The organism is Collinsella aerofaciens, from assembly GCF_025289055.1.
Classification (GTDB): domain Bacteria; phylum Actinomycetota; class Coriobacteriia; order Coriobacteriales; family Coriobacteriaceae; genus Collinsella.
The window spans coordinates 27210-52291 of sequence record NZ_JAESIQ010000006.1; the positions used below are offsets into that span (position 1 = coordinate 27210).

The following is a 25082-nucleotide window of genomic DNA, read 5'->3' on the forward strand; positions in this document are numbered from 1 at the left end:
CTTCTCCTCCATCTTACCCAATTTCGTATGACGAAAGTCCACTGTCGCCAATTCTTAAGCCGGCACGCGTTGGAGAGCAGGGGTCGAAACAATGATTGAAGGACGCTCTAGTACGGCCCAGGCGCCGGGGCAGGAGCACATGCGCCAAGGGCGGACGTTTTCGTAGCGCGCGAGGATATTGCCGTCGCGATCGATGAAGGCGATGTCGATGGGATAGGCCATAAAACACGTATGGACCGAAGAGCAGCGTGGAAACGCCATGACGAGCGGCAGGCCGTTGGCGGCAACCGGACGCCGTCCCAGCATGCCGCGCAGGCGCACGACAAACGACTCCGCCATCACAAACTCGGCCGGCGTCCAACCCAGCCTATTGAGTGCCCGCGCGTAGACGATGTAGGACGAGACCGCGGTCACATGACCACCCCCGGACGCCATGGATCGACCGTCACCGCACGCTCGTGCGACAACGTTGTCGGCGCCCCCAGCGGAACGCCAGCGATGCTGAGAGAAGTCGGCCACGGCTCATAGTGCATGGTGCAGGTGTAGGTCCTAAACGTACCGGATAGGGAGAGCAGGCCACCATCCGATGCCTTCGCGCCTTGCTCGCTCGACACTTCGATCTGTAAGTCATAGCCTTCCATGGCATTCAGAATTTGAGTCTGAACCGTCGCCGAGGCATCGGCAGAGCTTTCGTCGCCCTCCCCCTCCGACGCCACGGCATGCGCTAGCACGATGTCGGGCACCACGCGGTCGAAGCGCGCGACAGCGCTGGCAAAGATCATGACGTTGTACACGATGAGTGCCAGCACCAGCAAAACGGGCGTAACCACTGCCATCTCCACCGTCGCTTGGGCGCGCTCCTCGCGCAGACGCATGCGGATACTCATTACGACCCACCGCCCAGAGCGCCAACCAGCGTGGCGACATCGACGGTGAGCGGGATGGAGCCGCCGCCGGGCAGAGGAATCTCCGCAAGTGTGAACACCGTACCGCTAATGGTGCGTTCGACTTGATATTCCAACGCCTCGCAAAGCGCCTTGGGATCGGTCACGCCCAACGGAATACTTCGCAGTTTGTCTTGCGCTTGAGAGAGACCCGCAATGTCAGACCCCGGACTCTTAATGATATTGGCGGAATCGGTCAGCACCGGCTTTCGCAGGCGCAAGTCGCACGGTTCCAAACCCAGCGCCGCCACGGACGCCGAAACGGTATCGCCGAGCCACGATGCGATGGAGCCCAACGCGCCGCTGCCCCCTCCTAGGCCTTTAATCATCTCGTCCATAAGTTCGTCGGCTGAGCCTTGGATATCACCGTATCCCACGAGTAGCCGTCCCCAAACATCCATGACGCCGTCGAGCACGCCGGCAACGCCGCCCGAGCGTTCCTTCAATGTCGAGAAAAATCGCGAAAGCACGTTGTTTTGCGCCGTCGCCTCATCGGGCGCCAGCACCGCGGCAGAGATAGCACCGCGATCGCCAAGCCTGACTGCCGCGTTAAACGAGGAGTTAAGTTGATCGGGGCTGGTAATGTCACCCGAAACTGCAAAGGCGACCACGCCGTTGCGGCCAGGTGGGGCGATACGCGGGCGCTCGCCGGAAAGCGCTTTAATGGCCTGGTCAAACGCATTGCCCGCACGGTCGGCCTCATCCTCGGTCTGACGCTCAAGTTCGAGTTCTTTGTTGCGGCATTCGACGTAGTCTTCCAGAGCCTCTTTGAACTTATCGAAGTGGTACTCGAAGCCCCTTTCGACAGAAGTCGTTGCAATCGCAACGTACCCTAAAGACGACACACCGAAATGGCATTCGCTACACGTTTCGTGACCGTCAAAATCTGCGACGGATGCCAGCCCACCCGGCTTTCCTTTTTTGTAATTTGGACAGTCAGTCCCATAATGCAAATAGGTAACTTTATCTACTTCACTCGTGGGCCAACGCGCATCGGTATAGAGTTCAGTCGTCCGCGCCTCATCTGGATTTCGCGGAAGGAAAGGGATGCGGGCGGAAACTTTGCCGTCCTTTTCAGTTATATATGCCCGCTCGACTTCTTCGCCCGCATAAGCGAAGAACACCTTTCGTGCAGCAGAATCTGCCTGTTTTTCCGGACCCTCGCCAAGCGGTTTCTCATTTGCCAGGCGCTGGCGATAGTAGGCCTTCGCGCGATCGAGCGCCACTTGCGGTTCCCACGTAACGCTCGAAGCGTAATGCGGATTTTGAGCACCAGAGAGATCCGTTAGACTTTTCACACGCTCCCACATGCAAGAACAGCTGCTGACCGAGCCCTTGTCAGACCCGCCACAATCCGCCAGCCAAGCGCGCTCTTTAGCCTTCGCCGTGTCCTCAGAAGCCTTCCGCAGCTCCTCGGCCGCACGCTCTAAATCATCTGATGTGTCTTTAATGGTATCGGTCGAGATCTCTGACCCTTTGAGCGCAGCGAAGTCCGACTCGGATGTCCTGGGCACGGCAAGCGCCGTACCGGTATAGGCCACACTATCGGTATCCTGCGCCGACACCGCCTGCGTGGCACGCGCGGCAATCAGATACGGCAGAGCCGTCTCGATTTTCTGCAAGCCTTCCGATGCGCTTTTGGCAAACTTGTTGCGCGTTTTAATGATCTCAATCCCGGTGTCGACCATATTGCCGGCAACTGGTTCGGCACCTGGGATGAGAATGGCAACCAGGCCCGTCCCGATTGTGGCAAACCCCGCTAGCCCCAGACTCAAGATGCTCGCATCAACCACCGTGGCAGCCGTGTGATAGGACGACACCACGTTGGCACCCGCCAGCGCGCCGCTATCGGCCGCCACCTGGGTATCCCCGGCACGCGACATGCTCCATATCGCCGCGGTCGACGAAAACAACAACGTGAGCACCACTAGGATGACCACGGCAGAAGAAAGCGTGGTGTAGGCACCGTCTTCGATAAACAGGTCGATACCGGCGCGGCCCATAAAGCCGCCTCGCTTGCGATGGCAGCTCGGACGGCGCGTCAAAACGCATCTAGACCAGAAACGCTTAATCCCATGCAGCAATCCACGAATCATAATCTCCCTCCAGCCATTCGGGACGCGATTGATACGAGACATCGACCTTGAGCTCAACGTAGCCGCCCTCGGCGGTACCACCCATAGCCTGCGCAAACGCACCGATCACAGGCAACGGCTTGACCTCGCCGGAAACGGACACGGACGAGACACCACCCGCACCGGCCCGGCCAAGCTCGATATCCCACGACAACGGCCCGCCGGCATGAAAGATCGAAACGTTGGGCACTGCGGCAAGCCGGCGGCGGGTGAACTCCTTAAGATCGTCGTCCTCCGCCGTCGTCGTGGTCATGAGCCGCGCGGTCTCGGCAGCGGCAGACTCCATGACCGCGCGCGTATAGAGCAAACACACCGGTTGCAGTGCGAGAAGAATGAGCATCAGAAACGTCGGCAGCAAAAAAGCAGCCTCGACCGTAGACTGCGCCCGGTCCTCGCGCGCGATATCAATACAACGCGATGTCCTTAGCGCCCGCAGCGGCGTCGATAACCGACGTCGAGGCAACGCCATGGGATGCCGCCCGCTCAACCAGCGCCGCCAAGTGCCCATCGGTGCCAGCACGCCAAAGCCCCGCAATCGCCAGCACGATCGATAACAGCGCCACCGTGACGATGGCGTATTCGACCGTCGCCTGGGCAGATTCCTCGCGCAGGACGTCATGCATTTCACGACCCCTCCTTTGAGCTTATTGTTTGCGGGGCCAGGCGCACCGCGCGCAGACGACACGAAGCATCGCCAGTATCCGCGGCAACCGTCACCATATCGACCCAGCCGCGCCCATCGCGCACAATGGCGCCCCATACGTTACCCTTAATATCGAGATAGCCGCTCAGGGCGAGCTGGGCCGTTGGCACCTCGCGGTAGGCGCGTAACATATCCGCCGCTGCCTCGGTCATCGGTCGGTCCTCGGACCATGCAAGCCGGACCGCAATCGCGTTGTCCTCAGGCGAATCCGTCGCAGTGCCAGACCGCTTGTCGAGCATCCGCAGAAAGGTTTGCGCCGTGACAGCGACATCCGAATCGTCCGCATCTCGCATCTCATCTTTTTGAGACGCCACCGCCGAATCTGAGCCCGAATCGAAGGCGGCCCCAGGACGCTGCTGCCGCGCGGCGTTTAGCCCCCAAAGCACCGCCGCTATCGCCACGGTCAGGCAAGCAAACACCAGCAGCACCCCGATGGGGCGCTCGCCCTCTACAGGCTGTTGATGCCCTCGCTGATAGCGTTCCATAGATCTTGGACCTTGCCCTTAAATGCGACGATGGCGATAATCGCGATCACCACGAGCACGCCGACCAAGATGGCATACTCGGTGGTACCCTGTGCACTCTCCTCCTGCAGTAGCTCCCCGGCATGCTGGCGAGCGCGAATTGACTGGCAAACAGCCCAGCTCCAGACCTTGCCAGCAACGTCAGTCATCGTGTTCATGTATTCCTCCCTACATCATCCCGCCTGCTCCCAACAGCGGGCCCAATATGGACAGAAGCAACGCCGGCAAGATGAGTGTGCCGGTGGGAATCAGCAGCTTGACGGGCGCACGCTCGATCTCGCGCTCGACCGCGGCGCGATGAGCCGCACGGATCTCGCGACTTTGAGCGGCCAGTGTCTCGGCAAGTGGGGCACCCAGAGCGAGCGCCTGCCCCACCGTGATGGCAAAGGTCTCGAGCGCTCGCACGTCCAGGTCGCGTGCGGCGGCCAACAACTCGTCCTCACGCGTGCCCACGCCCACCTGCCACGCCATGCAGGCCCGCTCAAGTCGAAGAGCCAGCACTGACCGGCGGTTGGCGCAGAAAATCTCAAGCGCCGCATCAAACGAAAGACCGGCCGAAAGACCCAAGCGCACAACATCGATCATCTCGGACACTTCGCCGAGTGATACTCGCGCCGGGCCGCCCGCTCCAACCGCGCCCTTCATTCGCGCGGCCAGAGCATCGACCACCGAGCGACCCGCGGCAGCGACCAGCACCGCCTCGCGCTTGCAGGCCTCTGCGATCTTGCGTGCATCCGCCCGATCCAAACCCGTCGCGACAAATACACTCAGAGCGCACAGGCAAGCCGCAACTGCAACCGGGGCGCTCATAGCTCCACCCGCATAATGCGCCGGATAACCACCAGGGCAACGGCGTTGAGGGCAAGACCCAGCACCACAGCGCCCGCGCCGGCAGGCGTCGCAAGACCGCGACGAAAATCTGCCGAAAGCAGCGTCAACACCGCGCACATGCCCGTCGGCATCGCCGCGACCATATGCGCAGACATGCGAGCCTGCGACGTCTTAACATCCAGGCGGCGCTTGAGCTCAATGCGCTCCCCCACCATGCTCGACGCCTCGGACAGTAAGTCGGCAAGCGGAGCACCGGTGCGCTGAGACACCTTAAGCGCCAAGGTCACAAGCGAAAGGCCGGGGGCGTCGATGCGCACGAGCAAGTCATCGAGCGCATCGGTCGCCGAGATGCCGCAATCGATTGCCGCCGCCACCCGCAAAAACTCGGTATGCACCGGTTCTTGCGCATGAGCGCCCACAAAGCGCATGCCCTGGGCCAGCGAATGTCCCGAGGCAAGCGACATGGAAAGTGCGGTAAACGCCTCGGGCATGGCCTCTTCTGCATCGTGTTGCTCGCGCCGGCTCTCAAAGCCATCCCGAGCGGCGCCAACGGCAAACGGAGCAACAAGTCCCAAGGCAAATCCGAGGGGCGATAACGACACCATCGTTAGCAATACGCAGCAGACACCGCTCGATAGCAGCAGAAACGCCAAACGCCCCGAAGCATCCTCGATCGCGAGGCCAAGGCGACGCGCCGGAGCCAGCGATGCCCACGAACGGGCGATCTTTTTCAGCAGATCGTTTTCCACCAGCTCACGCGGCAGCTTCTCTGCCACCGTCTCGAGCGCCTGACGCGCCAGCTCCGCCGGCGGTACCTGCGGCACACGAGGTTCCGCCCCGCACGCCGTCGCAACAGAAAACCCTGCCAAACCCCCTACGACGAGGGGCACAGCGACCTCCATTCGTCCACCTCCTCTTGTGTGAGCGTCCCCGACCGCAGGCCTTCTGCGATAAACGGCGGCTCGCGGTCAAGCTTCCAGGTGCGCTCGGCGGCATCGAAAGTCACATAGCGCTCGAGCTCTACGCCGCCCGACGCGGCGCGACGCACCCCCGAATACGAGGAGACGAAACGCCTGCCATCGGCGTGGCGCTCGGACATCACGATGCCGTCGAGCGCCATGGCAATCTGCTCCTCGATGAGCTCGCTCGGCAGATCGATGCCATAACGTGCAAGCAACGTCAGACGCACCACGGTCTCCTGCTCGGAACCCGCATGAAGCGTGGTGAGCGACCCGTCGTGGCCCGTGTTCATGGCCTGCAACATGTCGCAGCACTCGGCACCGCGCACCTCGCCCACCACGATGCGGTCGGGGCGCATGCGCAGGGCATTGGTCACCAGGTCGCGGATCGTCACCGCGCCCTCGCCCTCAATTGAAGCCTCGCGCGCCTCTAGGCGCACCACGTGCGGATGATGCGCAAACTTGAGCTCGGCAGAGTCCTCGATCGTCACGATGCGCTCGCCGGTGGAGATCTCGCATGACAACGCGTTGAGCAGAGTGGTCTTACCAGATCCCGTGCCTCCCGCAACCGCCAGGTCCTGTCGCAGCGACACAGCGCACGACAGCAGCTGCGCATACCAAAGCGGCAGCGACCCCAGCCCCACAAGCTCGTCCAGCGAGCAGATACGGTCCGAGAACTTTCGGATGGTGAGAATCGGTCCGTCAATCGCCACAGGCGGAATCACCGCGTTGACGCGATAGCCCGTTTTGAGGCGGGCGTTGACGATGGGGCTGCGCTCGTCGATACGGCGGCCAAGTGGCGAGATGATGCGGTCGATAAGCACCCGGATCTGCTCATCATCCTCAAACGCATGCTCGATGGGGTACAAGACGCCGCCGCGTTCAAAGAAAGCCGAGCGGCAGCCGTTGATCATGATTTCGGTAACGGTGTCGTCCTCGATGAGCGGCTGCAACGGCCCCAAGCCCACCACGTCATCCAAAATCTCGTCGATGATAGTCTCGCGCTCGGGCGTCGCGAGATCGGTCGGCTCCTCAACATTGAGCGCCGCCTCCACCGCAGGACGCAATTCCGAGCGGGCAAGTGCCGGGTCGATATAGGCGCTGATACGCGCCACTTCGTCGTAACCCATGCGGTCCATCACGGCGCGCTTGGTGCGTCGTTTCACCGCGCGGCGACGCCCCGCATCTACAGGCGCTGCCGCCGCTGCAGCGCCGGCAGCCTTAATCCTCGTTTGCAGGCTCATCGCTGATCACCTTCGCGCGACCAGGGAAGGCGAATACGCGGGCGTTCGGTGCGCATTGCACGGTCGGCGACCATATCGCTCCAAGGGCCGACGGCGCACCCCAGTTCCACGAGCATCTCGCGCGTGGCCTCGCGCACGCTGGTCGCAAAAGCGCTGGTCTGCCCCACTGCCTCATCAGCGCGCCCAAACGCCATGAGCGCGGCGAGATCCTGCCCGCCATCGGCGATACGAATCTTGGAGCTCAACGCACAGGCAATCTCAAAGCGCATGGCGACGTCCTCGTCTGCCCCGCGCGCACCGAACCGGTTGAACACGGCGCTCATGCGCGTGCGCGGCACACCTACTCGACTTGCCAGTTCAATGACGCGCGACGCCGATGTCGCGGACGACACCGCAGCATCGCCAACGATCAGGCAACGGTCGCTCGCCGCCACCGCAGCCGCCACGGCGTCGCCCCAAAAGACCGAGGTATCGATAAAGACCACGTCGGATTCGCGACGCAGGACATCAAGCAGTAGCTCCACCGGACGTGCCATGAGCTCGGCTTGCTCGGGCGCCGCGACGGGACCCCAGAGCGTAACGCCCGGGGCGACGCGCATCGATGCGGCTACGATATCCGGCTCGGTGAGCGTGCCCGCCGCCGACGGCTCGATAAGTGCCGCCATATCGCGCGGAGCATCGACGCCTAACAAGTCGTAAAGGTTTCCAAACATCAGGTCCAGGTCGAGCACGGCGGCACGCAAGCCCAACAGCGACGATGCGTGTGCCATGGTGGCAACGATCGTCGACTTGCCGCAACCGCCCGAGCCCGAAATGACGCAGACGACCGGAGCTCGATGCGGCGAAGCGGCAGCGTCTGCCGGCGGCATCGGAGGCGGCGGGGCGGGCGTCGGTGACAGCGTCCCCGTCTCCCCCGCCGCAACTACACGCTGCGTCCAAGCCGGCATGTCAGCTTGTTCGGTCTGCGAGGCAGGCTCGTTCTGCGCAATCTGCTCATGCTGCATCAGCGACAACTCGCCGCACCCGGCAAAGCCCTCAACTTCGTCGAGTTCATCCGCCAGATTCACGCCGTGCACGTATCCCATATCTACAGCCGGGGAGTCGCCAGCATGCTGCGCCGGCTCTCCAGCGTCATCGTATACAAGGGGGTTCCGGGGGCGCCGACCATGCTCGGCTTCCGCTTTTCCATAATCATCAACACGCGGGCCTCTTGTAGCGCGAGGCGCCCCGGGTTCCCTATCAACAAAAGCATCGGGCTCAATCGTCATGCACCGATCGGAATCAACCGCTCCCTCGCCCGCGCGCCCGTTGCCGCATATACTGTGCGCAGCGATGACCTCGGTCGCCCCTGCGCGAAACAGCCCCTCGATATCCGATGGATCGAGTGCCTCTATCAACACGACCACGCGACTCACGCGGCCTTCGGCCGTCAGGCGCGCAACAGTCTTGCGCACATCTTCGGTATCAAACAGAGACGCCGCGATGATGGCAGCCCCGCGGCGCGACGGAAACGCCCGCGCCATGGAAACCAGCCCGTCCAGGTCACCCACGCGAAGCACCTGTGCACCCGTATCACGGCCCTCGACTTCCCGCTGCAACAGCCCGTAATCGCCGCACGCGCAGCACGCAAGCCAGATCGCCTTCATCACTCGTCGCCTCCGCTCTTTTTGCCGCGCGCCGTGGCGGGAATCGTCAAGCTGACCGTTCCCTTGCCCGATGCCCCCAGCAGTTCCTTGACGTCTTCGGGGTCAGCCGCCAGCGTCACCCATTCGATCTTGCCCTCGCGCGTGGCACCGGAATCTTCACTGGTATCGATCACGTACGCGCCGCACAACCGATCGGTTACGCCGTCTTTTTGCACATACACATCCACGTAGCTGCCCACGCCCGTAGCACCGCCGACCGAGTGCTCGGCATCGACCGCCACCGAAACGGCGACCTTGCCCTTAGGCACCTCGAGCTTGTGACTCTCGGCCTTGGTGTAGACATTGCAGATCACGGCGTTTTTGGGAATACGCGAAGTCGTCACGTCGCCGCGCACCTGGCGCAGCTCGGTCGCCGCGTCACGCGGCAACAGGCTCGTCAGCCATTCCTGGGTTATGACATTGGTCTCATCGAGGGTCTCGCCCACATCGATATCGCGCGCCGCGACGCATACCTCGACGCGATCGCCACCGTACTTGGCCAAGGTCTCAGCCTGGACCTGTTCGGCTTGCGAGCGGATCGACGAGCCGTAAACCATGCAGAGCAGAGCAGCGAGCACGCCCGCGACCAGACTGATGGCGATGCGTTTGCTCTTGTTCACGGCCGCTCCTCTCATGGCAGTGCCGGGCGAATGCCCGTACCACCATTGTCTGGGCGGTCAGAGTGCAAAGCGGCGCAATTGCGATTTTGGTTTTCGATGTCAAACCAATCGCTGACCAAAAGCTGACCAGCCCGTCAAGCTCGTGGCAAGGTTTTGGTCAGCACGTCAGCAAACTGCACGTTTCGAGGCTTTTCCGCAGCAAAAAAGCCGTCTCCCGAACAGTTGGGAGACGGCTGTCATAGAAAAAATCAATTACAGATGGACATCGGGATCGAGCATTTGAGCACTCACGCGCATGGATGACGCCAAGTTTTGGAACGTTTCCAGACGCAGACTGTCGATCTGCCCGGCGTCCTCGGCCTCGCGAACGGCGCAACCCGGTTCGTGGGTATGCGTGCAGTCGCCAAACCGGCACGCGCGCGATGCCTCGACAATCTCGGGGAAGGCGCGCGCCAGACCCCGCTCGTGACCCACGAGCGGTAAGCTGCGCAGGCCCGGGGCATCGGCGATCACGCCGGCGTCGCCCGGCAGTGCCACCATCACGCGCGCGACGGTAGTGTGACGGCCCTGGTCGTCGCGTTCGCGCACACCGCCAGTCGCCAACGTATCGTGGCCCAGCAGCGCATTGAGCAGCGTCGACTTGCCGGCACCCGACTCGCCCAGAATCATGGCGCAGCTCCCGGCAGGCACGCAGGAACGAACCTCGTCCAGGCCGCGCCCCTCGGCAGAGGACGTCACGATCACGCGCACGTCCGGACCCACCAAGCGGTGCACACGGTCCAGATCGCGCTCGAGCTCATCGGCGTCGCAGCGGTCGGCCTTGGTGAGTACCACCACCGGCTCGGCATCGCAGTCGAGTGCCAACACCAGCGAGCGCGCCACGCGGTCGAGCAGTACCTCGCCGGCGCCGAGCGCCTGCACGATCAGCACGCTATCCACGTTGGAGCAAAGCACCTGACGCTCGCCGCGAGCGCGTCCGCGCCAGCGCTCAAAACTCGTGCGGCGTGGCAGCACGCACTCGATCACGCCCATGTCGTGCCCGGGCGCACGACGCACCGCCACGCGGTCGCCCACGGCGGGCAGCAGAACCTCGTCCTCGCCACGCGACTTGGCAAACCCCACGGCATGCTCGGCACGAAAGGTGTCATCGGCAGTCGCCACCAGCGGAAACCCACGATCCAGGCGCACCACGGCACCAAGCTGCATCTGCTCGGGCTCCTCGGCCCGAGCACAAAAATCATCGAAGGCAGCCCGCTGAGCATCATCGACCGGCAGATCGTCGAACGCCGGAACATCCTGCAGCGCATCGAGTCCCGGCACGCTTGCCAGCAGCTCCTCGGCAGACGCGGGAGCTTCGGTCGCAAGCTTCCGACGACGATCGCGCTTAGCCCGCGCCCCCGTCGTCTTTTTCTTCGCCTTAGCCTTCGCCTTGCCCACAAGCGCCTCCCAGCACCACAAATCACAACTGAGCGGGTATTTTAAATCAAAAAGAGCTGGCCGGGCAAAGCCCGACCAGCTCACATACTTTCCCTCAGCCCTTTTCATCCGCACGGGGAGAGAAGCCAGCAAGGATAGCGCAGGGCCCGCCCCGGAAGCCCTTTCTCCCGAACGATCCCGCAGCGCAAAGCGCGAGGACCAGTGAGGGAGAAAGGGCGTGGGGCGGGCCCGAACGAGAGCGTTACTCTTTCTCCACTGCGCGCATGATCGCCTTGTAGATCTCCATCAACGGAATGATCAGGAAGGCAAGGCCCAGGGCGGCGATAACGCCCTTGAGCTCAAGCGTCACGGGGCCAAAGAACATCTCGGCAAGCGTCGGCTGAACGGTCACGATAACCGTCAGTACCAGCGCCAGCGCGGCAGATGCCCACAGCCACTTGTTCTGCTTCTTCATGCTAAACAGCGACGCACGACGGCTGCGCATATTGAAGCAGTGGAAGATCTCGACCATGTTGAGCGTGATGAACGCCATCATCACGCCTTCCTCGTCGGCATTGCCGGCGATCATATCGGCGATGTGGATGTAGCCCATGTCAAAGTACACGCCCACAAAGAAGCTCGCCAGCACCAGCGCGGTGATGATCAGGCCCTGAACCACACAGTCCAGGCCCATATTGCCGGCAAAGACGCCGTCCTTGGCGTTGCGCGGCTTGCGCTTCATGATGTCACCCTCGGCATCCTCCATGCCCAGCGCGAGCGCGGGGAAGCAGTCGGTGACCAGGTTCACCCACAGCAGCTGCACCGGCTGGAAGATGGTAAAGCCGATGAGCGTGGCGATAAACACCGAGAACACCTCGGCAAGGTTGGCCGAAAGCAGGAACTGGATGACCTTGCGGATGTTGTCGTAGATGCGACGGCCCTCTTCGCAGGCACCGATGATGGTGGCGAAGTTGTCGTCGGCAAGCACCATGTCGGCAACGTTCTTGGTGACGTCGGTGCCGGTGATGCCCATACCGACGCCGATGTCGGCGCGCTTGATGGACGGGGCGTCGTTGACGCCGTCGCCGGTCATGGCGACGATCTGGTCGCGCGACTTCCAGGCCTCGACGATGCGCGTCTTGTGCTCGGGCTGGACGCGGGCGTACACGCCGTAGTCCTCGATGTGCGCGTCGAGCTCCTCGTCGCTCATGCGGTCGAGGTCGGCACCGGTAATGGCCTGGCTGCGATCGGCGACGATGCCAAGCTGCTTGGCGATGGCCACGGCGGTGTCGATGTGGTCGCCCGTGATCATGACGGTGCGGATGCCAGCGTCGTGCGCCTCGCGGATAGCGTCGGCCACCTCGGGACGGACCGGGTCGATCATGCCGGACAGGCCGCAGAATACCAGGTCATGCTCAAGCGCAGCGGGGCTGCAGTCGGTGGGAACCTCGGTGTAGGTGCGGCTCGCCAGCGCCAGCACGCGCAGGGCCTCGTCAGCCATGGCCTTGTTGGCTGCCACGAGCTCGGCACGACGCTCCTCAGTCAGCGGCACAACCTTATCGCCCTCGTAGATATGGGTGCACAGGCCAATCACCACGTCGGGCGCGCCCTTGGTGTACTGCTCGTACTCGCCGTCCAGGGTCTCGACGACCACGGACATCATCTTACGGCCCGAGTCGAACGGGGCCTCGCCCACGCGCGGATGCTCGGCAGTCAGGCCGGTGAGCCCCGCCTTGCCGGCGTCGTTGACGAGCGCGCACTCGGTCGGCTCGCCCACGGCCTCGCCCAGCTCCTCGTCCCACTGGGCATCGGAGCACAGCGCCATGCCGGCCAAGAACTTCTCCTTGGGCGCAGCGAGCTCGTGCTTGACGACGGTCATCTTGTTCTGGGTAAGGGTACCGGTCTTGTCGGAGCAGATGGTCTGCGTGCAGCCGAGCGTCTCGACAGCAGAAAGCTTGCGGATAATCGCCTGGCGCTTGGCCATCTTGGTCACGCCGAGCGAAAGAACGATGGTCACGACGGCGACCAGGCCCTCGGGGATGGCGGCGACGGCGAGCGAGACGGCAACCATAAAGGTGTCGAGCAGGGCAGTCGGGTCAGTAAGAACGTTGCCCACGCCGTGACGGATGATGTCAACGCCAAAGATGACGACGCAGATGACGATAACCATGATGGTAAGGATGCGGCTGAGCTCGGCGAGCTTCACCTGCAACGGCGTGAGCTCTTCCTTGGCCTCGGCCAGGGCGCCGGCAATCTTGCCCATCTCGGTGTTCATACCGGTACCGACCACGACGGCGCGACCGCGACCGTACACCACGGTGGAACCCATATAGCACATGTTCTTGCGGTCGCCGAGCGGCACGTCGTCGGTGCCCGCGGCGAGCTCAATCACGTTGGTGTGCTTCTCAATCGGCACGGACTCGCCAGTCAGTGCAGCCTCTTCGATCTTCATCGTGGCGCTCTCGAGGACGCGGCAGTCGGCCGGGACGGAGTCGCCCGCCTCGAGCATGATCACGTCGCCGGGCACGAGCTCGGCGCTCGGCAGGTGCACGAGCTTGCCGTCGCGCAGCACCTTGGACTGCGCCGCGCTCATCTCTTGCAGGGCTTCGAGGGCCTCCTCGCTTTTAGCCTCCTGGACCACGCCCAGCACCGAGTTGACGATAACGACGAACATGATGATGGCGACATCGGCAAAGTCCGCCTCGCCCTTGACCATGCCCGTGAGTGCACTGATGACGGCGGCAACGATCAGCATGATGACCATGGGATCGGCCATCTGCTCAAAGAAGCGCTTCCACAACGGCGTCTTCTCGGCTTCCTCGAGCTTGTTAGGGCCTGTCTTGGCGAGGCGCGACGACGCCTCGTCGTTGCTCAGGCCGAGGTTCTCATCGACACCTTGGTCGCTGAGTACCTCGGCCGCGGCGGACAGGTATTCCTTTTGCATATAGAGTCCCCTCCTGGGATTCGGGCCACTCAGCAGATTGATGCCCGATCATAATTCCCAGGAGAAGGGCAAGGGCTCATCAAGGCTGCCGTGCTGAGCGGCAGTTGATAGTGGAGCTATGGTACCCCAAAGCGGCGCGTCTAGCCAAAACATTCCAATTGGAAGCACGGCTCGAGTGCAACGATGCAGACCGTATGATGTTCGACATTGATAAAACGTTTTTTCTTCGGTGCATCATCAAACTGAAATATCGCCCAGATAGCAGCGGTTAGAACGGTTGGTAAAGTTTTTGCATATACCGTTTATTCGCAAAAAATGAACTTCTAATTCGGCATACGGTCGATTTTTTGGGGTATTCGGTCGGCATTTCGTTATAATCATCTCAGTTTTATTTCTTATGGTTTATCTATCAGCGCAAGACGATGTCAGATGGAGGTCTGAATGTACAAGCGCACCAAGATTGTATGCACCATGGGTCCCGCCTGCGATAGCGACGAGACCATCCGCGAGATGATCAAAGCGGGCATGAACGTCGCCCGTTTTAACTTCTCGCACGGATCCTACGACGAGCACCACGGTCGCATCGAGCGCGTCCGTCGTATTTCCAAGGAGCTCGGTCTGCCCGTCGGCATCCTGCTCGACACCAAGGGCCCCGAGGTCCGCACCGGCCTTCTGGTCGACGGCAAGAAGGTTGCCGTCAAGACCGGCGATAAGATCGTCGTCACCGCTCAGCCCACGTCCGAGGATTTCCACGGCACCTCTGAGCACATCTCCCTCGACTACCTGGCTCTGCCCTCCGAGGTCGAGAAGGGCTCCCTCATCCTGATCGATGACGGCCTGGTCGCCCTCGAGGTCGAGTCCGTCGACGGCCAGGACATGACCTGCGTCGTCAAGAACGACGGCCTGATCGGCGAGCGCAAGGGCGTCAACATGCCCAACGTCAACATCTCGCTGCCCGCCATCACCGAGCGCGATCGTCAGGACATCCTCTTTGGCCTGACCGAGAACATCGACTACATCGCCGCTTCCTTCATCCGTGACGGCGAGTCCGTCCGCGGCATTCGCAAGCTTTGCCGCGAGAACGGTGGCGAGCACGTGACGATCTTCCCGAAGATCGAGTGCGCCCTGGGCGTCGAGAACTTTGACGAGATCCTCGAGGCTTCCGACGGCATCATGGTCGCCCGTGGCGACCTGGGCATCGAGATCAAGCCCGAGCTCGTTCCGCACATCCAGAAGGAGATCATCGCCAAGTGCAACGCGGCCTACAAGCCCGTTATCACCGCTACGCAGATGCTCGACTCCATGCAGCAGAACCCGCGCCCGACGCGCGCCGAGGTTGCCGACGTTGCTAACGCCATCTACGACGGCACCGACGCCGTTATGCTCTCTGGCGAGTCCGCTGCCGGTAAGTACCCGGTCGAGGCCGTTAAGATGCAGGCCAGCATTGCTCTCGAGACCGAGAAGTACCTCCCGGCCCACGCTCCGCTCGAGGTTCCGGCCGACGCTCACGGCACCCGCGTCGTCAACAACGTTGTGGGTATGTCCGCTGTGAACATGGCCACCACCGTTGGCGCCAAGTGCATCACCGTGCCGACGACCACCGGTCGTACCGCCCGCCTGATCTCGCACTTCCGTCCCAACATGCCGATCTGCGCGTTCTCCCGCCACGAGTGGGCCGTCCAGCAGATGATCATGTACTGGGGCGTTATCCCGCACCAGGCCGAGATTACCCAGGGCACCGTCAACGGCACGATCGTCAAGGCGATCGAGACCGCTAAGGAGCTCGGCTACGTCGAGGCCGGCGATCTGACCGTCGCTACCGCCGGCGATCCCCGCATGAGCGTCCAGCTCGAGGATAAGGTCTCCTCGACCAACGTCGCTTACGTCGCTCAGGTGCGCTAAGTCGTACTTGCAAGCACACTTGCATTGCAAAGGGCCCGGAAGGCAAAGCCTTCCGGGCCCTTTTTCTGTGCCAATGCCGGCGCACAGCAAAACACGCACTCATTTCTTTACCAAAAGTGCGAAATTCACCCTTCGAGGCCCATAAAATAAAGTCCCAAGCGCTAAAAGTGTTCGCCCGGTGGCAAACCCACACCTTAACCGACGCTGATAAATCGTTTTAGCAAAAGCCAGATCGACCTGGTTTTCGGAAGTATGCGGCAAATTCTGAGACCACCGAGCACACCTCGTTTTTTCGCAACAAAATGCCTGATAAACTAGCCTCAAAAGCCAGGTCTGCTCACAGGGTTCAGATTTTGCCGCATACTTCCGAATTGACGCTGGCATCGCACGGTCCAAAAGCACATTTCGACCAGGAGGACGTAATGGACCTGACGCTATGCGGTCAATCCGCTTTTTACTATCACCGTATTCCGCCGCAGGTATTAGGCCTTTACCCCGCCATTAGCCTTGGCAATATGGATCGCAGATGTTGCGCCCTTGGGAACCATGCGCTTGTTGAAGACCTTCTTCATATGCCGCTTCATCGATTTGTGTTCAGTCGCGAGCAAGTCGGATCACGGAGTTTGTTCAAGTCACACCTCCTGACCCAAGAGCCGCCTCCTGGGTCGTTTAGGCAGACTGAGCATGGGTTTGATGTCACTTCACCGGAGTTCACGCTGCTCAGCCTTGCCACGCAGGTCTCACGCAGCCAGTTACTCATGGCTTGCTACGAGATGTGCGGCTCCTTTGCAGTGTTTAAGCCCTGCGAGCGAACGCAACAACAACTCGATGAAGCTATTTCGCTTAAGCTCATTCCACCCAACTGCGGCTGGGAGCGAGTTAACGACACCAAGGGCAATAACACCAGCTTGTGGAAGCGCACGCCGCTTCTTACCGCAGCGGATATCGCCGCGTTCGCCAAGCAGGCCGCAGGCCTGCGCGGCGTTAAGCAGCTCCGCTGGGCCGCCGAACGCATGACAGGACAGACCGCCTCGCCCTTTGAAGTCCAGACGTCAATTCTCATCTCGCTCCCCCGCGATGAGGGCGGTCTGGGCATCGACATCACCAATAACGCGCGCATCCCGCTCAGCGAAGCCGCGCGTTCGCTGTATGACAAAACCTGCTGCTACGCCGATATCCTCATCGAAAGCGCCACCGACAGCATGGGCGTCATCCTTGAATGCCAAGGCCGCTCCGCCCACGACAGCGAAGCCGCGAGCCTCTCCGATGCCGAGCGCGCCACCGCACTCACAAGCATGGGCTACGACGTCATCCAAATTACCTATGACCAGATCAAGGAGAAGAAGAGCTTCAACCACATAGCCGAGCTCATCCATAAAAAGGCTGGGCTTCCCTACACCCCAAAGACTAAACAGGAGCGCACTGCCGAAGATGCCCTGCGGCAAGAGCTACTTGTCGATTGGGTTGAGCTATTCACTGCCGGGCCGGCCAGCTAGCAGCTAGCAATCAGGGGCAGCGCAGACACATCGGGCGATTCGACACGGGCGGCAAAACCCGCCTCGGTTAGCTCGACGACCTCGGTAAACGTTGCATCGAAAAACTCCTCGGTTAGCAAGCGATACGGCGGATGATCGGGCTCGCCGGGGTTTTCGCGTACAATCTCGTGCATAACGCCGATGGTCTTGAGCACATACTCCTTATGGATGGGATACTGACCAAAACGCGTCGCCGCAGTATAGAGGCGATCGGTCGCGCGCGGAATCGAAACAATGCTGAGCGTCTTGCCAAACCAGTCAAAGTCGCCTTGCTTTTTAATGCGGAATTCCTCGCACGGCTTGCCGCCGTGCGCCTCCAGGTACTGGTTCACGCGGGTATTCCACACAGTATCGGCCACAAGGTGAGACCAAACGCCCAGCGTCAGATCGAGCAGCGACTGCGCCACGTCATCGGGCGCGAGCGAAAACTCACAGGCGCCGGGACCGGCAACCGGCTCGGCGTTCTTGTAACGTTGGGGATAATGCACCCGATTGAGTCGCTCGCGTTCCTCGACAATCGAGGTGGCCTCAGCAGGTTCGCCCGCGGGTGCGCCTTTGAGCAACGGTGCCACATAGGTATCCCAGAACTCATGCTCACGAGGCTTGGGGATAGGCTCGGGCTTTGCAAAGTGCGTAATGCGGTACGGGATGGGATCGGCGATGCCAGGGACCATATAGCCCACGAAGATATCCGGAACCACGCAGCCAAACAAAAAGGCATTGCGGTCGCGCACGCTATTGGCAAGCGCACCGGTACGCTCCAGCAAACGCTCCGTCTGAGCGATATGAATGTTCCAGCTTGGCATAGCCACCCCCATAAAAACCTGGATAACTATACCATCACGGCAAAGCCGCGCGGGCGGCTACGCACGCTCTACGCAGCAACTAATCCGCAGCGCCGCTCTCGGTTCCATACGACGACACCGGCGCCTCAACCACATGGTGATATCGATCGATATAGATGGCGCGGGCACCCAGGCGCCGCACCAAATCCTGATGGTGTGTGCTCATCAAGACCGTCTTGCCGGCAGCAACATAGGCCAGTAGAAAGTTGACCACGATGTCGCACGAGTCCTCGTCAAGTCCGTTGGTGGGCTCGTCAAGCACCAGGATATCCGGGTTCATCGACACCACCGCAGCCAGCGCAACGCGCTTCTTTTGCCCGCCCGAGAGCTGATAGGGAGAGACGTCGGCAAGATCGGCAACCTGGAACAGCTCCATGGCATCGCGGACGCGGCGCTCGAGCTCGTCTGCCGGCAGCCCCATTTGAGCCGGGCCAAACGCGACTTCCTCGCCGACCGTGGCACAAAAGAGCTGCGCATCGGCGTTTTGGAACACAAAGCCCACGCGCTGATGGAACCGCTGGGCCGTCGCGGAATCCTTGAGATATGCGGCATCGACCGCATACCCGTCGAACAGGTACGCACCCGCGTCCGCAAGCTCAAGGCCGTTGATAAGACGCATGATCGTCGTCTTGCCGCAGCCGTTAGGACCAAGCAGAGCAACGAGCTCCCCACGGTTCACCTGCAATGAAACGCCGTCGACCACCGTATGACCCGCATAGGAAAACACCACGTCGCGAAACTCGATGAGCGGCGTGACCTCGGCGCCGGCAACACCGCTCACACCCATCGCGTTATTCGTATCGTTTGCCAAAACGTCGCCCTTCCCTACTCACATCGACGGTTCGACCGTCCGCGCTACAACATCGCGCACAACACGGCGAGCAACGTCACAACGGCCGCGTAAGCCGCATCGCGCCAGCCAAAGCCGCTCCGTGCAGGCGCCGGATACACGCCGGCGAAGCCGCGGCACAGCATGGCCTCGTCCATCGCGCGGCTGCATTCCATCGCCTTGATAAACGTCATGCCCATGATACCCGCCAGCGAGTCGGTGCGCGAAAAACCCGCAGGCGCGAAACCGACGCTGCGCAGCATGACTGATTCGCACAGATCGTGCGCCGTGCGGCCCAGCACCTCAACGTGCTTGAGCGCCATATCAAAGGTAAAGATAACCTCGTCGGGTAGATGCAGCATCTTGAGCGCAGCCGACATGCGGCTCCACGTGAGGGTCCACGAAACGCCCAGCACCAGTGACACATTAATGAAGGTCTTGAGCGCGATCTTGAGCATGGCGCCCGTGGCAGAAGCACCCAGCAGCAGAGCAGGCAGTGCCAGAACCACGGCAAACCCCGCGGCAGCCAATGCCGGCACAAAAGTCGCCCGCAGCCCGCGCACCGGGCGCACCGCGACCAGCACCAACACGATAGCCGCCATCAACATGAGGTACAGCGGGCTTTGCGTCAGACACACGCACAGGACGCAAACGAACATCCCCACCAGACGCACCGGAGCCGAAACGCAAGAAAGGGCGCGGTCGACCATCGACCCGCCCTCGTGCGCACCTCCACCCAGGCGAACCCGCTCAAGCAGGCTCGCCAGGTGCAGGACATTCTTTTGCATCACACGATGCCGAGCCCCCGCGGGCTCGTATCGCTCCTCGGCCGCAAGCCAGCTAGGCAGCTCGACCATTTGCATGCGCTCAGCTTTCCTTAACCGTCAGCGAAATCAGGCGGAATGCGATGGTGAGCACCGCCACGCCAATCACACCGGAAAGGATATACATGGCAGCCTGGCCGGCAAAGCCAAGGCCCTGTTCCTCGGAATAGGCCTGCAGGTAATCACCCGTGGGCAGCGCGTCGGCAAAGGTCGGAGTATCGAGGCCGACCGAAGCCTGCAGGCTGTCGTCGCCAGCCTCCTGAACGGCAGTTGCGGCGCCCTCGGCGTCCCACTCACCCCAGGCGTCACCGGTGGCAAGCAATCCCAGCGGCGTGGCCACCACGAGCACGGCGACCAAAATGAGCGTGGGAACCAGCGAGGTCTTCTTGACAGCAGCGCCCTCGGCAGCAAGCTGGCCATCGATGGCCTCGGGCCCGACGATAATGCTCGGCGCCGTCTTCTTGATAAAGCCGTAGATGGCGGCCGTCGCCACGCCCTCGATCACGCCGGCAACCAGCATATGCGGGATCAACATGGCAGGAATAGCCACGGACAGCGGGAAGGGGCAGTACAGCGGAGCGCCCGAAGCATTCGTGAAGAGCATCGGCTGAATACCGAACTCGATTGCCGCGCACAGGGCCGCCAGGCACAGGCCGACCCAGCCGCTTACGATGGCAGAAACCGAGGTGCCCCAGCTCTTGTCGTGCAGACGGCTGTTGAGCGCACGAAACACGATAGCAGCGACAAACGGCAGCACAAAGGCCATGTTAAAGCAGTTGGCGCCAAACGACAGAACGCCGCCGTCGCCAAATAGCAGCGCCTGCAGCGCTAGCGCGACCGAGACGGCAATGGCAGCGGCCTCGGGGCCAAGCAGCAGCGCGATGAGCGCGCCGCCAACGGCGTGACCAGTGGTACCGCCGGGCAGCGGCACGTTAAACATCATGAGCAAGAAGGAGAATGCGGCGCAGATGCCCAGGAACGCCATGTGCTCGCGATCGAGCGTGGCGCGCACCTTCTTGATGCAGTGAACCCAAACGGGCACCATTGCCACCGCCATGACGGCATCGGTCTGCGGAGACAGATAATTATCTGGAATGTGCATGTACGCCTCCCGGTTATCGGCGCACGGAATTGCAACGCCGCTTAAATCACCTTAAGAGTGTTACGTATTGTTAGATTCGTAACACGCCGCGGGCTATCATAGCAAAACGGCGCACTGCCGACAAAGCAGCACGCCGTTATGTAATGCGCGTGTCATATATGCAGGCTCAGCGGTGCCTTATGTCGAGCACCGCGGTCACGCAGGGTCCCACAGCAACTGTGGAGGGGTCCCGTGCTCCCAGCGCAGGACCTAGCCGCGGACCTCGCCGTTTACGCCCTTGCACACCTTGGTGACGATCTTCTGGTGCGCTTTTTCGACCTCTTCGCTGGTGAGCGTGTGGTCGTCGGAGCGATACGTAAGCGCAAAGGCCATGGACTTCTTGCCCGCTCCGATGCGGATGGGATCGCGGTAGACGTCGAACAGACGCACACCCTCGAGCAACTTGCCGCCGGCGCTGGTAATGCGGCGCTCAAGGTCCTCGCAGGTCACGGAGTTATCGACCACGATAGCAAGGTCGTGCTCAACGGCAGGGTACTGCGAGAACTCGCGGTAGTTCTCCTGGTTGCGGGCGCCCTTGATCAGCTTGTCCAGATCGAGCTCAAAGGCAACGACGACCTCATCGATGCCCATCGCCTCGCGCGCCTCGGGGTGAATCTCGCCGACCCAGCCCAGCACGGTGCCGCCGGACAGAACCTCGGCCGCACGACCCGGCTGCAAGAAAGCGTAGCCCTCGCCCTCGACGGGACGGAAGCGGACCTTCTCGATGCGCAACTGGGCAAGCAGCTCCTCGACAATGCCCTTGCCAAAGAAGAAGCGCAGCTTGCGGTACTTCATGCTCCAGGACTGCTCGCTCCACTGGCCCGAGAGCACACCCGCCACGGACTTGGTCTCCTTGGGCAGGCTGGCGTTCTCGCGACCATGGAACAGGCTGCCGACCTCGTACAGGTGCACGTTGGGCGTGCCGTGGGCCTCGTTATAGGCCACAGACTGCAGCAGACCCGGCAGCAGTGAGCGGCGCATCTCGGTCTGCTCGGCCACCAGCGGGTTCATGAGCACGACGGGGCAGCCGCGGCCCTCGGTGGACATACCGATCTTCTCCAGGTCGCCCGGGGCGGCAAAGCCAAAGGTCGTGGTCTCGTTGAGGCCACAGGCGCGCAGGATCTCGCCGACCTTGCGGGTGAGCTTCTGCTCGCGGGTCAAGCCGCCGATATGGTTCTTGGCAGCCGGGATGGTCGCCGTCACACGGCCCATGCCCCACAGGCGCAGGACCTCCTCGATCAGGTCAATCTCGCGCGGCAGGTCGGGGCGGAAGCTCGGCGGGGTGACCATAAAGTCCTCGCCGTCGCGCTCGACAGTGCAGCCCAGGCGGGTGAGCGAACGCTCGATAAACTCGGGCTCGATGTCGGCACCGCAAATGGCGTGCACGCGGGCCAGGCGCAGCTTGATGCTGTCGATGGTCTTGGGCGCGGGGAACACGTCGACGTAGCCGGGAGCGACCTCGCCGCCGGCGATCTCCTCGATCAGCGCGCAGGTAACGTTGGCGACATCCACGCAGCCGGTCTCATCGACCTGGCGCTCAAAACGGATGGAGGCATCGGAGATCAGCGACAGATCGCGGCTGGTGTGCGAGGTGCGACCGGCGTTGAAGCAAGCACTCTCGACCATCACGTCGACGGTGTCGTCCTCGATCTCGGAATCCATGCCGCCCATAACGCCGGCCAGCGCCACGGGACGCTCGCCGTCGGTGATGAGGCCCATGCCGGCGTCGAGCGTGCGCTCCTCGCCGTCGAGGGTCGTGAACTTCTCGTCCTGTTGGGCGGCGCGAACCACCACGCGGCGATGGCCATCGCGTTCGGCAAAGGTGTCCAGGTCAAAGGCATGCAGCGGCTGACCGGTGAGCATCATCACATAGTTGGTGATGTCGACGATGTTGTTGTGCGGACGCACGCCCAGGGCGTTGAGGCGCTTGACCATCCAGTCGGGCGAGGGACCGACCTTCACGTTGCGCACGATGCGGGCGACATAGCGGTCGCACAGGCCCTCGTCGGCAATCTCGACCGAAAGCTCGTCGTCGGTCGCGCGGCCGGTCTCGGCCTTGATGGCGGGCAGCTCAACGTGGAAATCGCGGTCGAAAATGGCGCCGGTCTCGCGGGCCATGCCGATCATGGACAGGCAATCGGGACGGTTGGGCGTGATCTCGCAGTCGAGCACGGTGTCGCTCGAGCCCACGTACTCGGCAAACGGCATGCCGCAGGGCGTATCCTCGGGCAGGATCATGATGCCGGAGTGGTCACCGCCCAGGCCGAGCTCGCGCGCAGAGCAGTTCATGCCCATGGACACAACGCCGCGAAGCTTGCTCTTCTTGATCTTAACGTCGCCGGGAAGCACAGCGCCAATCATGGCCGTGACGATATGGTCGCCGGCCTCAAAGTTCTGCGCGCCGCAGACGATCTGCAGCGGGGTGGGGTTGCCGTCGGAGTCGAGGTTCTTGTCGCCCACGTCGACCGAGCACACATACATGTGGTCGCTATCGGGGTGCGGGGTCTTGGTGAGCACCTTGGCGGTTACCACGTGGTCGAAGGACTCGCCCACGGTGTCGATCGCCTCGACCTCGGTGCCGGTACGGATATATTCGTCCGAAAGGGTCTTGGGATCCTCCGGAATATCGATCATGGTCTTGAGCCAGTCGTAAGAAACACGCATATAACTGGTCTCCTTTCATAAATGCGGCTTTGAGCCGGAAACTGCAACTAAGAAGAAAGCGTTCTAGAACTGGTTCAAGAACCTCATGTCACCAGTCATCAACGTTCGCAGGTCGGGCAGGTCGTAGCGCAGTGCCGCGACGCGCTCGGCGCCAATGCCAAAGGCGAAGCCGGTGTACTTCTCGGGGTCGATGCCGCAGTTGATCAGAACGTTGGGGTCGACCATGCCGCAGCCCAGGATCTCGATCCAGCCGCTGTGCTTGCAGAAGTTGCAGCCCTTGCCGCCGCACACGTGGCAGCTCACGTCCACCTCGCAGGAAGGCTCGGTGAAGGGGAAGAAGTGCGGGCGGTAACGCGTCTTGCGATCCTCGCCGAACATGCACTTAACAAAGTAGTCGAGCGTGCCCTTAAGATCGCCAAAGGTGATGCCCTCGTCGACGACCAGGCCCTCAATCTGGTTGAACTGCGGCAGGTGGCAGGCGTCGGCCGTGTCGGGACGGTAGACGGTGCCCGGGCAGATCATGTAGATGGGCGGCTTCTGCGACTCCATGGTGTGGATCTGCACGCCCGAGGTCTGGGTGCGCAGCAGCACGTCGGACTCACCGTGAGCGTGAGCCTCGGGATGCGCGACGCTGCCGGGGTTGTTGTCGACCACATAGAACGTGTCGCGAGCCGAGCGGCTCGGGTGATCCATGGGCGCGTTGAGCGCGGTGAAGTTGTAGTAGGAAGTATCGACCATGGGGCCGGACTCGACGGTGTAGCCGATGCCGCAGAAGATGTCCTCGGCCTCCTCGATGATCTGCTTGATCAGGTGCTGGTGACCGATCTGCGGACGGATGCCCGGCAGCGTGATGTCGACGGCCTCGTGCTCGAGTGCGTGCTTGAGGGCGGCGGCCTTCATCTCGGTGGTGCGCTCGTCGAGCATGCCCTCGATCAGCTGGCGCATCTCGTTGGCGCGTTTGCCCATCATGGGACGATCCTCGGGAGCGAGCTTGCCCATCATGCGCATCAGGCCGGTGATACGGCCCTTGCGGCCGAGCAGCTCAACGCGCGCGGCCTCGAGCTTGGCGGCGTCGTCGGCGCCTGCGACGAGCTCCTTGGCCTCTTCCTCGAGTTTGACCAGATCATCAATCAGACTCATGTCTTCCCTTTCGTCTCTCGCGCATCTCGCTTGCCGGGGCGGCTAGCACCCGATAGCTGCGGATGTGCGGCCCGGTTCGGTAACAAAAAACCGTCCTCGGGCATGTACATTGCCCAAGGACGGTTGAATTCCGCGGTACCACCTTGTTTGACCCGGCGGATGTCTGGCCCGCCGTGCCCACTCTGCGCCCCTTGTCG

General features: G+C 62.0%; 22 protein-coding genes. 2 read left to right on the top strand and 20 right to left on the bottom strand.

What is annotated here, in order from left to right; translation table 11 throughout:
• Positions 1-54: 54 nt before the first annotated feature.
• The 14 genes from JMJ97_RS02850 to JMJ97_RS02915 all read right to left on the bottom strand — a co-directional run bounded on the left by JMJ97_RS02850 (position 55) and on the right by JMJ97_RS02915 (position 14005).
• A complete protein-coding gene (locus tag JMJ97_RS02850; RefSeq protein ID WP_195919505.1) occupies positions 55-435 on the bottom strand; it encodes a DUF192 domain-containing protein in 381 nt (126 codons plus the stop codon).
• Positions 411-887: a TadE/TadG family type IV pilus assembly protein gene (locus JMJ97_RS02855; RefSeq protein ID WP_195919506.1), complete on the bottom strand. Its 477-nt coding sequence runs from the start codon at positions 885-887 to the stop codon at positions 411-413. The genes JMJ97_RS02850 and JMJ97_RS02855 overlap by 25 nt, the downstream gene beginning before the upstream one ends.
• Positions 887-2947 carry a hypothetical protein gene (locus JMJ97_RS02860; RefSeq protein WP_055285911.1) on the bottom strand — a complete coding sequence of 687 codons (2061 nt, stop codon included), beginning with the start codon at positions 2945-2947 and terminating at the stop codon, positions 887-889. The genes JMJ97_RS02855 and JMJ97_RS02860 overlap by 1 nt, the downstream gene beginning before the upstream one ends.
• Before the next feature lie 64 nt (positions 2948-3011).
• Entirely contained in the window at positions 3012-3548 is a 537-nt protein-coding gene (locus JMJ97_RS02865; RefSeq protein ID WP_082421851.1) for a TadE/TadG family type IV pilus assembly protein, read from the bottom strand.
• Positions 3484-3702 carry a hypothetical protein gene (locus tag JMJ97_RS02870; protein ID WP_055285909.1) on the bottom strand — a complete coding sequence of 73 codons (219 nt, stop codon included), beginning with the start codon at positions 3700-3702 and terminating at the stop codon, positions 3484-3486. The genes JMJ97_RS02865 and JMJ97_RS02870 overlap by 65 nt, the downstream gene beginning before the upstream one ends.
• A 1-nt stretch (position 3703) precedes the next feature.
• Positions 3704-4267, bottom strand: a complete 564-nt coding sequence (locus tag JMJ97_RS02875; RefSeq protein ID WP_260699096.1) for a hypothetical protein — start codon at positions 4265-4267, stop codon at positions 3704-3706.
• Positions 4231-4464, bottom strand: coding sequence for a hypothetical protein (locus tag JMJ97_RS02880; protein ID WP_006235091.1), 234 nt, complete (start codon positions 4462-4464; stop codon positions 4231-4233). The genes JMJ97_RS02875 and JMJ97_RS02880 overlap by 37 nt, the downstream gene beginning before the upstream one ends.
• Positions 4465-4474: 10 nt before the next feature.
• A complete protein-coding gene (locus tag JMJ97_RS02885) occupies positions 4475-5116 on the bottom strand; it encodes a type II secretion system F family protein (RefSeq protein ID WP_195239547.1) in 642 nt (213 codons plus the stop codon).
• Positions 5113-5961: a type II secretion system F family protein gene (locus JMJ97_RS02890; protein ID WP_260699097.1), complete on the bottom strand. Its 849-nt coding sequence runs from the start codon at positions 5959-5961 to the stop codon at positions 5113-5115. The genes JMJ97_RS02885 and JMJ97_RS02890 overlap by 4 nt, the downstream gene beginning before the upstream one ends.
• 50 nt (positions 5962-6011) lie before the next feature.
• Entirely contained in the window at positions 6012-7340 is a 1329-nt protein-coding gene (locus tag JMJ97_RS02895; protein ID WP_260699098.1) for a TadA family conjugal transfer-associated ATPase, read from the bottom strand.
• On the bottom strand, positions 7337-8986 hold the full coding sequence (locus JMJ97_RS02900; RefSeq protein ID WP_260699099.1) for a CpaE/TadZ family protein: 1650 nt from the start codon (positions 8984-8986) through the stop codon (positions 7337-7339). The genes JMJ97_RS02895 and JMJ97_RS02900 overlap by 4 nt, the downstream gene beginning before the upstream one ends.
• Positions 8986-9645, bottom strand: coding sequence for a Flp pilus assembly protein CpaB (cpaB, locus tag JMJ97_RS02905; RefSeq protein ID WP_022094089.1), 660 nt, complete (start codon positions 9643-9645; stop codon positions 8986-8988). The genes JMJ97_RS02900 and cpaB overlap by 1 nt, the downstream gene beginning before the upstream one ends.
• A gap of 252 nt (positions 9646-9897) precedes the next feature.
• On the bottom strand, positions 9898-10851 hold the full coding sequence (gene rsgA / locus JMJ97_RS02910; protein WP_422110715.1) for a ribosome small subunit-dependent GTPase A: 954 nt from the start codon (positions 10849-10851) through the stop codon (positions 9898-9900).
• Between the two features lie 472 nt (positions 10852-11323).
• Positions 11324-14005 carry a cation-translocating P-type ATPase gene (locus JMJ97_RS02915; protein ID WP_260699100.1) on the bottom strand — a complete coding sequence of 894 codons (2682 nt, stop codon included), beginning with the start codon at positions 14003-14005 and terminating at the stop codon, positions 11324-11326.
• A 441-nt stretch (positions 14006-14446) separates the two neighbouring features.
• Between JMJ97_RS02915 and pyk the strand changes: the two genes are divergently transcribed.
• Together pyk and JMJ97_RS02925 are read left to right on the top strand one after the other, a co-directional pair.
• On the top strand, positions 14447-15907 hold the full coding sequence (gene pyk, locus JMJ97_RS02920; RefSeq protein ID WP_195362136.1) for a pyruvate kinase: 1461 nt from the start codon (positions 14447-14449) through the stop codon (positions 15905-15907).
• Between the two features lie 422 nt (positions 15908-16329).
• On the top strand, positions 16330-17403 hold the full coding sequence (locus tag JMJ97_RS02925) for an endonuclease domain-containing protein (protein WP_260699101.1): 1074 nt from the start codon (positions 16330-16332) through the stop codon (positions 17401-17403).
• Here the strand turns inward: JMJ97_RS02925 and JMJ97_RS02930 are convergent.
• From JMJ97_RS02930 to pheS, 6 genes are all read right to left on the bottom strand, one after another.
• A complete protein-coding gene (locus JMJ97_RS02930; RefSeq protein WP_260699102.1) occupies positions 17400-18248 on the bottom strand; it encodes a hypothetical protein in 849 nt (282 codons plus the stop codon). The genes JMJ97_RS02925 and JMJ97_RS02930 overlap by 4 nt on opposite strands.
• Before the next feature lie 79 nt (positions 18249-18327).
• Positions 18328-19098 (bottom strand): energy-coupling factor ABC transporter ATP-binding protein, encoded by a 771-nt coding sequence (locus tag JMJ97_RS02935; RefSeq protein ID WP_260699103.1) that lies wholly within the window; start codon positions 19096-19098, stop codon positions 18328-18330.
• Positions 19099-19142: 44 nt separating this feature from the next.
• Positions 19143-19979, bottom strand: a complete 837-nt coding sequence (locus tag JMJ97_RS02940) for an energy-coupling factor transporter transmembrane component T family protein (RefSeq protein WP_260699104.1) — start codon at positions 19977-19979, stop codon at positions 19143-19145.
• A 4-nt stretch (positions 19980-19983) separates the two neighbouring features.
• The gene (cbiM, locus tag JMJ97_RS02945; RefSeq protein WP_260699105.1) at positions 19984-21042 is read right to left on the bottom strand and encodes a cobalt transporter CbiM; all 1059 of its coding nucleotides are present in this window, start codon (positions 21040-21042) and stop codon (positions 19984-19986) included.
• 249 nt (positions 21043-21291) lie between these two features.
• The gene (pheT, locus tag JMJ97_RS02950; protein ID WP_260699106.1) at positions 21292-23745 is read right to left on the bottom strand and encodes a phenylalanine--tRNA ligase subunit beta; all 2454 of its coding nucleotides are present in this window, start codon (positions 23743-23745) and stop codon (positions 21292-21294) included.
• A 63-nt stretch (positions 23746-23808) separates the two neighbouring features.
• Positions 23809-24885, bottom strand: coding sequence for a phenylalanine--tRNA ligase subunit alpha (gene pheS, locus JMJ97_RS02955; RefSeq protein WP_035136801.1), 1077 nt, complete (start codon positions 24883-24885; stop codon positions 23809-23811).
• Positions 24886-25082 lie beyond the last annotated feature (197 nt).